The sequence below is a fragment of the Cupriavidus sp. GW822-FHT03E04 genome, assembly GCF_058801495.1.
The window spans coordinates 41,863-53,912 of the sequence record NZ_JBXANI010000016.1; the positions used below are offsets into that span (position 1 = coordinate 41,863).

Consider the following 12,050-nt stretch of genomic DNA (forward strand, 5'->3'; position numbering starts at 1 on the left):
ACTGAATGAAAGTCTTTGGATGAAATTATAGCGGTGGGTTCAATGGTTAAACTGGCATCTCCAATCTCAATAAGCGCGGCGGCGTCGGGGGCGTTCCCTGGCAGCCAGCCTGCCACCCAGGAGACCCCACATGAACCGCTTTATCGCCATCGCCCGCCGGATCTGCCGGATCGGCCGGATCGGCCGGATGCCGCTCGCCATGAGTGCTGTCGCCTTGTCAGTTGCGCTCGCGCCGGCGGTGGCCTCGGCCGAGACGTTTCCCGCGCGCCCGATTCGCCTGATCGTGCCGTTCGCTCCGGGCGGCAGCGTCGACATCGCCGCGCGGCTTGTCACCGAAGCGTGGGGCCGGCAACTCGGCCAGACCGTGGTGGCGGACAACCGTGCCGGCGCCTCGGGCAATATCGGCATGGACCAGACCGCCAAGGCCAGGCCCGATGGCTATACGCTGGCCATCAACAACGTGGCGCTGGCGGTGAATCCTTCGCTCTTCGCCAGGCTGCCGTTCGACACCGAGCGCGACCTGACGTCGGTTGGCACCATGGGCACCTCGCAGCATGTGCTGGTGGTGACCAACGGCCTGCCGGCCAAGAATGTGAAGGAACTGATTGCGCTGGCCAAGAGCCGCCCCGGGCAGCTGAGTTTTGGCTCGGCGGGCACCGGCAGTACCTTCCACATGGCGGCGGAGCTGTTCAAGTCCGAGTCCGGCACGGCCATCCTGCACGTGCCGTACAAGGGCGGCGGCCCGGCCATGGTCGATACCATCGCCGGCCAGGTGCAGCTCAGCTTCCCGGTGCTCTCCGCCGCGCTGCCGCAGGTGCAGGCGGGCAAGCTGCGCGCACTGGCGGTGACCGGGCCCAAGCGCTCTGCGCTGCTGCCCGATGTGCCCACCATTGCCGAGGCGGGCCTGCCCAACTACACCTTCGAGACCTGGTTCATCGTCAGCGCGCCGGCCGGCACGCCCAAGGAGGTGATCGCCAAGCTCAACCAGACGCTGAACCAGGCACTGGCCGCGCCGGAGATCAAAGCGCGCCTGCTCAAGGAAGGCTTCGAGCCGCTGACCATGAGCCCGTCCCAGGCCGACACCATGCTGCACAAGGAAATCAAGCGCTGGGCCGCGCAGATCAAGCAGGCCGGCATCACGCCGGAGTAGGCGCGGTGCTTTCTGCCGCGCATTTTTTCAACGCATATCAAGCAGGCTGTCCCATGTCAGGCCTTACCTACTATCGCAAGCTGGTGGATTCGCACACCGTGGCCGCGCTCGATGCCGACCACGTGCTGCTCTACGCGGATCTGCACCTGATGAACGAATACACCAGTCCGCAGGCTTTTGCCGGGCTGGCCGCGCAGGGCCGGGGCGTGCCGTCGCCGGGCCAGCAGGTGGCGGTGGTGGACCACATCATCCCCACCCACGCCGAAAGCCCGCGCCGCATCCAGGATCCCGCCTCGGCGCTGCAGGCGCGCAACCTCAAGCGCAACTGCGACCAGCACGGCATCGCGCTGTTCGATACCGATGACGCGCTGCAGGGCATCGAGCACGTGATCGCGCCCGAGCACGGCATGATCCGGCCGGGCATGGTGGTGCTGTGCGGCGACAGCCACACCACCACCTACGGCGCGCTGGGCGCGCTTGGCTTTGGCATCGGCACATCCGAGGTGGAGCACGTGCTGGCCACGCAGACGCTGGTGTACCGCGTGGCGAAGGACATGCGCATCCGCGTGGACGGTGTGCTGCCGCGTGGCGCCACCGCAAAGGACCTGATCCTGCATATCATCAGCCGCATCAGCGCGCAGGGCGCGCGCGGCTATGTGGTGGAGTTCGCCGGCAGCGCCATTGCCGCGCTGTCGATCGAGGCGCGCATGACCTTGTGCAACATGACGGTGGAAGCCGGCGCGCGTGGCGCGCTGATCGCGCCGGATGCGGCGGCCATCGAATACGTGCTGGCCCGCGCCGCCGATATCGATGCCACGCTGCGCGAGCGCGCGCTGGCCTGCTGGCGGGCGCTGCATTCCGATGCGGATGCCAGGTTCGACAGCGAACTGGTGTTCGACGCCAGCAGCGTGGCGCCGTATGTGAGCTGGGGCACCAGCCCCGACCAGGCGATCCCCATCGACGCGTGCGTGCCGCCGGTGGAGGATGCCATCGACGACACGGCGCGCAGCGCTGCCGCCAAGGCGCTGGACTATATCGGCCTGCAGGCGGGGGCCACGCTCGAAGGCCTGCCGGTGCAGCGCGTGTTCATCGGTTCCTGCACCAATGGGCGCATCGAAGACCTGCGCGCTGTGGCCGCCATCGTGCGCGGGCGCAAGGTGGCCGAAGGCGTGCGCGCGATGGTGGTGCCGGGCTCCGGCGCGGTGCGCCAGCAGGCCGAGGACGAAGGCATTGCGCAGGTGCTGCTGGACGCCGGCTTCGAATGGCGCAAGCCGGGCTGCTCGATGTGCCTGGCAATGAACGACGACGTACTCGCGCCCGGCGAGCGCTGCGCCTCCACCACCAATCGCAATTTCGAGGGACGCCAGGGGCGCGCCGGGCGCACCCACCTGATGAGTCCCGCCATGGCCGCCGCGGCGGCGCTGACCGGCTGCATCACCGATGTGCGCCGCCTGGAGCAAACCAATGCCTGATGCCATGCCTGACTACGATTCCGACCTGATCGCCGCGCTTGGCGCGCCGCTGCCCATCGGGAACCTCGACACCGACCAGATCATGCCCAAGCAGTTCCTGCGCATCATCGACAAGGCCGGGCTGGACCGTGGCCTGTTCTACGATATGCGCTTCGACGCGCAAGGCGTGCCGCGCCCGGAGTTCGCGCTCAACCAGGCGCGGTACCTGGGCGCGGGCGTGCTGGTGGCCGGCCCGAACTTTGGCTGCGGATCGAGCCGCGAGCACGCCGTCTGGGGGCTGCAGCAATACGGCATTCGCGCGGTGATCGCGCCCAGCTTTGGCGAGATCTTCTACTCGAACGCGATCAACAACCGGCTGCTGCTGGTGATGTTGCCGCAGGCAGAAGTGGATGCGCTGATGGCCGCGGTGTCGGGCGGCGCGCCTGCGCGGATCGAGATCGACCTCGCGGCGATGTCGGTGAGCGCCGGCGCGCTGCGCTTTGCCTTCACGCTGGCCGAGCGCCACCGCACCATGTTTCGCCAGGGACTGGACATGATCGGCGCAACGCTGGCACAGTCGTCGCAAATCGCCGCGTTCGCGCGGCGCCATCACCAGTCGCAGCCCTGGCTGCAGGACGTCGCCGCCAAGACCATGGCGCGGCTGTCCGCCTGAAGGAGGACGGAACGTGTTCGAAGGATTCACGCAGCATCGCATTCCATGTGGCGACGTCGAGATCCACGCTGTCGTCGGTGGCCGGGGCCCGGCCTTGCTGCTCCTGCATGGCCATCCGCAAACGCATGTGATCTGGCATAAGGTGGCCGCCACGCTGGCAAGGCATTTCACGGTGGTCGCCACCGACCTGCGCGGCTACGGCGATAGCGGCAAGCCGGCCGGGCTGCCGGACCACGCCAACTACAGCAAGCGCAGCATGGCGCAGGACCAGGTCACGGCGATGCGCGCGCTGGGCTTCGAGCGCTTCCTGGTGATGGCGCATGACCGCGGCGGGCGCGTGGCGCACCGCATGGCGGTGGATCATCCGGATGCCGTGCAGCGGCTGGTCACGCTGGATATTGCGCCCACGCTGGCGATGTACGAGCAGACCAGCCTGCAGTTCGCGCTGGCCTACTACCACTGGTTCTTCCTGATCCGGCCCGCGCCGTTTCCCGAGACGCTGATCGAGGCCGATCCGGCGCTCTACCTGCGCAGCACCATGGGCAGCCGCAGCGCCGGCCTGGCGCCGTTTACCGAGGCGGCCATGGCGGAGTACCTGCGTTGCCTTAGCCTGCCGGGCGCGGCGCACGGGCTGTGCGAGGACTATCGAGCCAGCGCGTCGATCGATCTCGAACACGATCGTGCCGACCTCGCCGCCGGGCGCAAGGTCGAGTGCGAGATGCTGGCGCTGTGGGGCGAGCAGGGCGCGGTAGGCCGCTGCTTCGCGCCGCTGGAAGAGTGGCGCAAGGTGGCGCGCAACGTGAGCGGCAAGAGCCTGCCGTGCGGGCACTACATGGCCGAGGAAGTGCCGGCGCTGCTGCTGGACGAGACGCTGCCCTTCCTGCTGGGCGCAGGTTAGGGATGCAACGGGCGAATGCGCTGCGAGCCGGGCTGGCTTACACTCGCTGTCTTCGCCCCTGTGCCCAACCGAACGCTTTCCCCAGTCCATGCCGCCCCGCAAGAATCCCGCCGCTGCCACCGAGACGCTCGATAGGCTCGAAACACTCGCGCAAGGCCGCGCTGCCAGCGACCAGGCCATCCAGCTGCTCGACGGCGCCGTCAACCACGTGCTGGAGCACGGCATCGGCGACTTGTCGCTGCGCCATATCGCCGAGGCGCTCGGCACCAGCCACCGCATGCTGATCTATTACTTCGGCTCGGCGGACCAGTTCTGGGAGGCGGTGCTGCGCCGCATCCGCCATGCCGAGCTGGATGCGCGCGCCAGCCTGGCCGCCAGCGAGTCCGATCCCGCACGGGCGCTGGAGGTAGCCTGGGCGCGCTACTCGGCGGACAACTACCTGCCCATCATCCAGTTGCTGTTCGAGATTTACGGCCGCGCCATTCGCGATCGCGAACGCTTCCAGGTGTTCCTCGACGATGTGATCGGCAGCTGGACCGGCGCGCTGACCGAGCGCTTTCACAAGCAGCTTGGATTGAGCACGAGCGAGGCGAAGCTGCGGGCTCGCATCGAGGTCGCCACCGTGCGCGGCCTGTTGCTGGATCTCGTCACCACGGGCGATCGCAAGGGCACCACTGCCGCGCTGAAGTACTTCGCGCGCATGCTGAATGCGCCTGGGGCCCCGGGCGCGAAATCCGCACCCGAAGCCTGATCCGTATGCGGCGCCGGCGTCGGCGCCGCAGTCCCGAAAATTTTTTTCCCTCCTCATGTACCACATGGTACAGTAAACCGCATGCACCTCGATGCGAGGGTGCCGCTCAAGGGATGCGAGAGGAGATCGAAGTGAACAGACGCACACTGATACTAAGCGCCGCGCTCGCCGTGGCGGGCATGGCATGTGGCGCGGCCGGCTGGGCGCAGGACTGGCCGCAGCGCCCGGTCAGGCTGGTCGTGCCGCAGGCCGGCGGTACGGGCAACGACGTGCTCGCGCGCGCGCTGGCCGAAACGCTGGGCAAGCGCTGGGGACGCAGCGTTGTTGTGGAAAACAAGCCCGGCGCCAACGGCGTGCTGGCCATCAACTATGTGCTGCAGCAGCCGGCCGATGGCTACACCCTGTTCTTCGCGGGCGTGTCCAACCTGGCCTTCAATCCCTTCCTGTATCCCACGTTGCCCTATGTGCCGCAACGCGACCTGACCGGCGTGGCGATGCTGGCCAACTCGCCGTTCGTGCTAGTGGTCGCGCCGGCGATGCACGCCACCAGCTTTGCCGAATTCGTGCGGCTCGCCAAGGCGCGGCCGGGCGGCATCAGCTACGCCTCCGGCGGCATCGGCAACTCCACGCACCTGGCCATGGAGCTGGTGGCCGAGCGCGCCGGCATCAAGCTGCAGCATGTGCCGTTCAACGGCGCCGGCGGCTCAACCAGCCTGATGTCGGGCGAGACGCCGGCCATGATGAATGTGGTGGCGGGCGTGCAGCCCTATATCGCCGGCAAGAAGCTGGTGGCGCTGGCCGTGACCGGCGAGCGGCGCCTGGCCGCGCTGCCCGATGTGCCGACTTTCAAGGAGCTTGGCTACGACGTGGCGGTGCCGGGCTGGTACGCCATCGTCGCAAAGACCGGCACGCCGGCGGCGCTGGTGCAGAAGATCAACGCCGACATCAACGCGGCCATGGACGAGCCGGCATTCAAGGACAAGCTGGCCAACCAGTTCCTCGACCCGATCAAGGGGCCACCGGCCGAAGTGGAGCGCCATATGCAGCGCGACGCGCAGGCCTGGGGCCCCATGATCCGCAAGCTCGGCATCGCCCTCTGATCCCGGGCGGATGTGTCCGCACCCGCCCGCACCCGCCCGCACCCATTACCAAGGAAGCAAGGAACCAAGGAGACTAGACATGCCCCAGATCACGACCGCCGTGCGCGACTATCGCCTGGCAATGATGCACGCGCTGATGGACCGCATCCGCGTCGACGCGCTGGTGTTCAGCACGCCGGACTTCTTCCAGTTCGCCACCAATTTCCAGCTGGATGTCTGGCCGTGGGAGCGCCCCGTTTTCGTGTTCGTGCCGCGCAACGGCGAGCCCTTCGCCGTGATGAACGAGCTGTCCACCAACCACATGCGCCTGTGCACGGAAAAGGACAAGGTCTGGCTGCGCGACGTGACCTACTACGCCGAGCATCCGCGCGTGTCGCAGCGGCTGGCGCTAGCGCCGCAGTTGCCCGAGGTGGTGGCGTCGCTGCTGGCGTCGCACGGGCTGGGCGGCTCGCGCATTGCCGTGGACGTGGCCCACCCGATTCTCGCGGCGGCGCAGCGCTACCTGCCGGAGCTCGCGCTGCGCCCGGCCATGGCGGAGATGCGCGCCATGCGCTGGGTCAAGCATGCGGAAGAACTGCAGGTGATGCGCGAGCTTGGGAGCCTGACCGACTGGGTACAGGACCGCTACCGCGAGAACATTCGGCCGGGGCGGCTGGTGCAGGAGCTGGACCATGCCATGTCGGCGCTGATGGTGGAGGAGGCCGCACGCCGCTTTCCCGGCGAGGATTTCGATATCCTCAAATGCTGGACGCTGACGGGGCCGGCCTCGGCCTCGCCGCACGGCGACGGCGCCGCGTGCGGCGCGCGCATCGCGGCTGGCGATACCATCGTCAACCTGATCCTGCCGCGCCTGAATGGCTACTACGTGGAGAACGAGCGCACGTGGTTCTGCGGCAAACCGGACGAGCGCCAGGCACGCTGCTACCAGGTTGCCGCCGAGGCCACCGACGCGGCGGTGGCGGCCGCGGTGACCGGCCGGCGCGTCTGCGACATGGACGCCGCCGCGCAGGCCGTGATCGAGCGCGCGGGGCTGGGCGAGTACATCTTCCACCGCACCGGCCACGCGGTCGGGCTGATGCTGCACGAGTATCCGGAGGACATGGCCTTCAACACGCGCGCACTGCTGGACGGCGAGGTCTACTCGGCCGAGCCGGGCATCTATGTCTATGGGCTGGGTGGCTTCCGGCTCGACGATACGGTCGTGGTGGGCGAGCGCCCGGAGGTCATCGTGAAGACGCCAAAGACACTGGAGTACGCAACCGTGGCGTGACGCCAGCGACAAGCGGGGATAGCGGGGGATAGTGGGGGGATAGTGGGGGGAAACCGTATGTGACCGGGGGGCATCGTGGCGGGCACTGGTGCGCAATCCTTGGGCCAAAGGCCCGCGCCGGCATACCGGTGTGGGGTGTTCGAGGATAAAATGCGGCCGACGCCTGCCACCTGCCGCCTTGTCAACCGTGATTCATACGGTGCTCGGACGACCCCCCTCGACATGGACGACTCTCCCCAGCGCGCGCCACTTTTGCCCTGTCATGCCAATCCCACGAGCACGCCGCCCGCCGGGGCGTTGCCCACGCATCTTGCCGCGATGCTCGATAGCGTCGCGGATGGCGTCATGTCGCTCGACCGCGAGTGGCGATTCGCCTACGCCAACCAGACCATGGAGCGCTGGCTCAAGCGCACCCGTAAGGATCTCGACGGGCGCGGCATCTGGGAGTGCTATCCAGACCTGATTGGCTCGGCGTATTACCGGACGTTTCATGAGGCTGCTGCCAGCGGCGCATCACGCACCTGTACCGCCTACTATGCCCCGCTGGCATGCTGGTTTGAAGCGCGCGCCTTTCCCGATGCCAACGGCCTTACCGTGCTCTTTCGCGACGTCAGCCGCGAACGGCAGCAGTCGGCCCAGCTGGAATACCATGCCGACCACGACTACCTGACCGGCCTGCCGAACCGCCGGCGCTGCACGCAGGTGCTGGCGCGCGCGGTGGCGCAGGCTGCAGAAGCCCAGGTAGCCGTGCTGCCGGCCGGCATGCAGGCGCAAGCGCCGCAAGCGGCCGGGGTGGTGGTGCTGTTCGTCGATCTCGACCGCTTCAAGGAAGTCAACGACGCCTTTGGCCATGCCGTGGGCGACACGTTGCTATGCAAGGTCGCCGAGCGCTTTCGCGCGCTGCTGGCGCCTTCGGCTTTTGTCGCGCGCGTCGGCGGCGATGAGTTCGTGTTCATCTTGCGCGACGCGCGGCCGGGACAGGCCGAGCGCTTTGCCGGCACCATCCTGGCCGGCGTGTCGCAGCCATTCCAGGTGGACGGCCACACGCTGCTGCTGGGTGCCAGCGTAGGGATCGCGCAATGGCCCGAGGCTGGCGACACCGCTGACACCCTGTTGAACCACGCCGATGCCGCCATGTATGCGGCCAAGGCTGCGGGGCGTTTCCAGTTCCGCGTCTTCCACCTGGACCTTGCCCAAGGCTTGCGGCAGCGCCTGCAGCTGCGCGCCGACCTGCATGCCGCGATGGCCGACGACCAGCTGGTGCTTCACTTCCAGCCGCAGTGGTCGCTGCCGGATGGCAGGCTGGCGGGCGCGGAGGCGTTGTTGCGCTGGCAGCACCCAACGCGCGGCCTGCTGCCTCCCGCCGCCTTTCTCGATGTGCTGCTGGAGTCCCCGCTGGAGCCGGCGGTGGGGCTGTGGGTCATGCGCGCCGTGTGCCGCCAGATAGCGGCCTGGCGGCGTGCCGGCCTGACGGTGCCCAGGATCTCTCTCAACCTGTCAGCGCGGCAGCTGGTCATGCCGGGGCTCGCTGGCTTGCTGGCGGACCTCGCGCGCGAGCACGAGGTGCCATGCGGGCTGCTGGACGTGGAAGTCACCGAGGACACCCTGATGACCGACCTCGACAGTGCCGCGGCGGCGCTCGACGAGCTCAGGCACTGCGGCATCAGCGCCTCGCTGGACGATTTCGGCTCCGGTTACTCGAGCCTGGCCTACCTGACGCGCCTGCCGGTTGCGACGCTCAAGATCGACAAATCGTTCGTTGCAGTCCTCGGCAGCGCACCCGAGGCCCTGGCGGTCATTCGCGGGGTCATCGCGCTGGCGCGCTCGCTGGGCATGAGAACCCTGGCGGAAGGTGTGGAGACCCAAGCCCAGCAGCGCTTGCTGGCCGAGGAGGGCTGCGACGCGGCGCAAGGCTACCTGCTCGGCCGGCCGATGCCGGCAACGGATTTCGCCGCGGTCATGGGCCAAAGCGCCGTGGCGCGGGGGGATTGACGCGGCGTGGCAACAGCCCCGCGGTGCCGCAAGCATGTGCCGTCCCGGAGGTGCATAATCGCTCACCGATACGTTGAGCCCTAGCCCGATTTCTCCTGCCTCAACATACATTCATGAACGGATGTATAATTCCGTAATGATTCGCTTGTCCCTAAGCGATTGTTGCGGAAATTGACCATGACTTACCGATTTATTGCCGGGTGCCTAAGCGCCTGGCTCGCGATCTGCGTGACCGCGGGCTGGGTGGTGGAACGCCTCTGGTCCTGAGTACGGGTGGTCGGCTTTGCCGCTGGGAGGTGGCAAGGTTTTCGCTAGGACTTGCCATTCTTCGCGGTAATTACCACCCACCATGCACATGACCATCGATAAGAAGAACGCCGGCCTTGCCCGTCGGCTTGCAACACGTATCAAGGCGCTTGGCGCCATGGCTGCCCTCGGCGCATGCGCTGCCGCGCACGCCGATCCAGGGGTGCACGTGGCCTTTGGCCGCGATCCCGGCCACAACATCGACAAGTACGAAGTTGGCGTGAACTGGGACTCCGGCTTTGCCTGGGGCAACCCGCAGGGCTGGCTGGCCAAGCTGCAGTGGGAGGCCGAACTGGCCGAATGGAACGCCCGCAGCGGTACCAATCACCAGAATGTGACCGAATTCGGCTTCTCGCCGATCCTGCGCGTGGAAAAGCGCGGCGGCTCGCTGGTGCCGTTCCTGGAAGCCTCCGTCGGCGTGCGCATGATGAGCCATAAGGCCACCTCCGACGAGCACCGCTCCGGCAGCCTGTTCCAGTTCTCCGACATGATCGGCGTGGGCATGGCCTTTGGCCCCAAGACCGCGTACGAAGCCGGTTTCCGCTACCAGCACGTCTCCAACGCCGGTATCAAGCAGCCCAATCCGGGCAGCGGTTTTTACACGGGTTACGTGCGTTATCGCTTCTGATCCTGCAAACGTGGCTGGCTTGGCCTGAAGCCATGACGCTCAGGCCAGCCTGACCATGCCTGCGCGCGGGGCGCGCAGGCCGCGGGAGATGGATTCCGTTTCCGCGCCTTGCGCCTGCCTGCTGCGCAGCGCGTCAAAAAATCGCCACAGCGCGGGTTCATCGCTGGTTGCCACGTTGAACCGTATCCACGGCGAGTCGCCTTCTTCCGGTTCAAAGTAAGACCCTGGCGCCAGCCAGATGCCATGCTCCAGCGCCAGCGTCGCCAGGCGGTTGCCCGACAGCGCGGCCTGGTCGCCGCCGTCTTCCGGCCGCATCCTTGCCCAGGCGAACATCCCGCCTTCCGGGCGCAGCATCACCTCCAGCCCGTGGGCTTCCATTTTCTCCGTGATCCGGTCCTGCTGGGCGCGCAGCCGTTCGGCCAGCGCCGCCACATGTCGGCCATAGTGGCCGCTGGTCAGCACCGAGTACACCAGCCGCTCGGTCACTTCCGATGACGTCAGCCCCACGGCCATCTTGGTGCGTGCGAGTGCCTTGGCCAGCTCCGGGCTGGCCGCGAGGTAGCCAACCCGCAGCGATGGCGTGATGGTCTTGGAGAACCCGTTGACGTAGATCACGTGCGAGAGCCCGTCCATGGCCGCCAGCATGGGTGAGCCAGGCGGCGCCAGCTCGCGGTAGATATCGTCCTCCACCACCAGCAGCCGGTACTGCTCGGCCAGTTGCAGCACGCGGTGCGCGTTCATGCTGGTGAGCGTGCCGCCGGTGGGGTTCTGCAGCACCGTGTTGACGAACAGCGCGCGTGGCGCGCGGGTGCGGATGGCATGGTCGAGCGCGTCGGTGTCGAGCCCGCTGGCGGTGCGGCGCACGCCAACCACCTGCAAGCCGGCAAGGCGCAGGATCTGCAGCAGATTGCAGTAGCAGGGGTCTTCCACCAGCACGGTGTCGCCCGGGCGCAACAGCGTGCGGACCACCAGGTCCAGCGCTTGCGTGGCGCCCTGGGTCAGCACCACTTGCTGGGCCTGCACCGGCATGCCGTACTGGCTGAGCCCGGCGGCGATATGCTCGCGCAGCGCGGCGAAGCCGTATGGGTGGCCGTAGCCCGAGACCTGCGCCGCGGGCACCCGCGCCGCGGCGCGCATGGCCTGGTGCAGCCCTTCCTCGTTGAGCCAGTCGCCGGGCAACCAGCCCGCACCCGCCTTGATCGGCACGGAATGATCGGCGAACACATCCGACAGCAGCCACGCGGCGTTGAGCCCCGGTGCCTCCCAGCGTGCCGCCGGCGCCTGGCCGGCGGGGGCATGGCGGTGTGCCACCGTGTAGCCCGAGCCCACCCGCGCGCTCAGGTACCCCAGCGCGGTCAGGCGGCCGTAGGCCTCGGCCACGGTGAAGGTGCTGACCCCATGCTGCTGGGCAAAGCGCCGCACCGACGGCAGCGCCGCGCCGGCGCGCAGCACGCGCCGGTCCACCAGGCTGGCGATGCCCGCCACGATCTGCTCGGTGAGGGTGTCGCCGCTGCGCCGGCTGCGGACAAGATCGAGGTTAAGCATGCGTGACATGTAAGGATGGACCTGTACAGTTTAATGGCCGTACCGGTTCGGTGGGAAGCCTCACGGCGGCGCGAGGCTTTGCAGCGCTGCAACGTGAATCCGGCAGCTGGCGGGACTTTGGCCGCTGTGGCGAGCGGGGTGGCTGGATCCGCGGCTGCGGTCGCCCGGTTCGAGCAATTCTTGATCTGTACAGTTGTCTCACTCTTAACTGTACGGTAAGGCGATGTTCTGTCGACCGTATATTCTTTAAGCCGGGCCGGGCCGCTACAGTGGCCGCATTCACCAG

The 12,050-nt window shown here is 67.6% G+C and carries 10 protein-coding genes; 9 read left to right on the plus strand and 1 reads right to left on the minus strand.

Annotated features, from left to right (window positions below; all coding sequences use genetic code 11):
* The first annotated feature begins 130 nt into the window (after positions 1-130).
* The 9 genes from AC1RQC_RS23345 to AC1RQC_RS23385 all read left to right on the plus strand — a co-directional run bounded on the left by AC1RQC_RS23345 (position 131) and on the right by AC1RQC_RS23385 (position 10,219).
* Positions 131-1,150 (plus strand): tripartite tricarboxylate transporter substrate binding protein, encoded by a 1,020-nt coding sequence (locus tag AC1RQC_RS23345; protein ID WP_492884785.1) that lies wholly within the window; start codon positions 131-133, stop codon positions 1,148-1,150.
* Positions 1,151-1,203: 53 nt separating this feature from the next.
* The gene (gene leuC / locus AC1RQC_RS23350) at positions 1,204-2,622 is read left to right on the plus strand and encodes a 3-isopropylmalate dehydratase large subunit (RefSeq protein ID WP_492828797.1); all 1,419 of its coding nucleotides are present in this window, start codon (positions 1,204-1,206) and stop codon (positions 2,620-2,622) included.
* Complete coding sequence (gene leuD / locus AC1RQC_RS23355; RefSeq protein ID WP_492810408.1) at positions 2,615-3,274, plus strand: 3-isopropylmalate dehydratase small subunit; 660 nt, start codon at positions 2,615-2,617, stop codon at positions 3,272-3,274. Before leuC ends, leuD begins: the two co-directional genes overlap by 8 nt.
* 13 nt (positions 3,275-3,287) lie before the next feature.
* Complete coding sequence (locus tag AC1RQC_RS23360; protein ID WP_492374784.1) at positions 3,288-4,172, plus strand: alpha/beta fold hydrolase; 885 nt, start codon at positions 3,288-3,290, stop codon at positions 4,170-4,172.
* An 88-nt stretch (positions 4,173-4,260) separates the two neighbouring features.
* Complete coding sequence (locus AC1RQC_RS23365) at positions 4,261-4,923, plus strand: TetR family transcriptional regulator (protein ID WP_492374785.1); 663 nt, start codon at positions 4,261-4,263, stop codon at positions 4,921-4,923.
* Positions 4,924-5,054: 131 nt separating this feature from the next.
* A complete protein-coding gene (locus AC1RQC_RS23370; RefSeq protein ID WP_492374786.1) occupies positions 5,055-6,023 on the plus strand; it encodes a Bug family tripartite tricarboxylate transporter substrate binding protein in 969 nt (322 codons plus the stop codon).
* Between the two features lie 79 nt (positions 6,024-6,102).
* Complete coding sequence (locus tag AC1RQC_RS23375; protein WP_492810411.1) at positions 6,103-7,293, plus strand: M24 family metallopeptidase; 1,191 nt, start codon at positions 6,103-6,105, stop codon at positions 7,291-7,293.
* A gap of 222 nt (positions 7,294-7,515) precedes the next feature.
* The gene (locus AC1RQC_RS23380) at positions 7,516-9,285 is read left to right on the plus strand and encodes a putative bifunctional diguanylate cyclase/phosphodiesterase (RefSeq protein WP_492375590.1); all 1,770 of its coding nucleotides are present in this window, start codon (positions 7,516-7,518) and stop codon (positions 9,283-9,285) included.
* Positions 9,286-9,640: 355 nt separating this feature from the next.
* A complete protein-coding gene (locus tag AC1RQC_RS23385; RefSeq protein ID WP_492375591.1) occupies positions 9,641-10,219 on the plus strand; it encodes an acyloxyacyl hydrolase in 579 nt (192 codons plus the stop codon).
* 39 nt (positions 10,220-10,258) lie between these two features.
* Here the strand turns inward: AC1RQC_RS23385 and AC1RQC_RS23390 are convergent, their stop codons facing one another.
* Positions 10,259-11,764 carry an aminotransferase-like domain-containing protein gene (locus AC1RQC_RS23390; protein WP_492810540.1) on the minus strand — a complete coding sequence of 502 codons (1,506 nt, stop codon included), beginning with the start codon at positions 11,762-11,764 and terminating at the stop codon, positions 10,259-10,261.
* Between the last annotated feature and the right edge of the window lie 286 nt (positions 11,765-12,050).

Bases quoted from the DNA above. Each gene is read 5' to 3' on its own strand.
- AC1RQC_RS23345 (WP_492884785.1), top strand. From the start codon at position 131: ATGAACCGCTTTATCGCCATCGCCCGCCGGATCTGCCGGATCGGCCGG.
- leuC (WP_492828797.1), top strand. From the start codon at position 1,204: ATGTCAGGCCTTACCTACTATCGCAAGCTGGTGGATTCGCACACCGTG.
- leuD (WP_492810408.1), top strand. From the start codon at position 2,615: ATGCCTGATGCCATGCCTGACTACGATTCCGACCTGATCGCCGCGCTT.
- AC1RQC_RS23365 (WP_492374785.1), top strand. From the start codon at position 4,261: ATGCCGCCCCGCAAGAATCCCGCCGCTGCCACCGAGACGCTCGATAGG.
- AC1RQC_RS23375 (WP_492810411.1), top strand. From the start codon at position 6,103: ATGCCCCAGATCACGACCGCCGTGCGCGACTATCGCCTGGCAATGATG.
- AC1RQC_RS23380 (WP_492375590.1), top strand. From the start codon at position 7,516: ATGGACGACTCTCCCCAGCGCGCGCCACTTTTGCCCTGTCATGCCAAT.
- AC1RQC_RS23385 (WP_492375591.1), top strand. From the start codon at position 9,641: ATGACCATCGATAAGAAGAACGCCGGCCTTGCCCGTCGGCTTGCAACA.
- AC1RQC_RS23390 (WP_492810540.1), bottom strand. From the start codon at position 11,764: ATGCTTAACCTCGATCTTGTCCGCAGCCGGCGCAGCGGCGACACCCTC.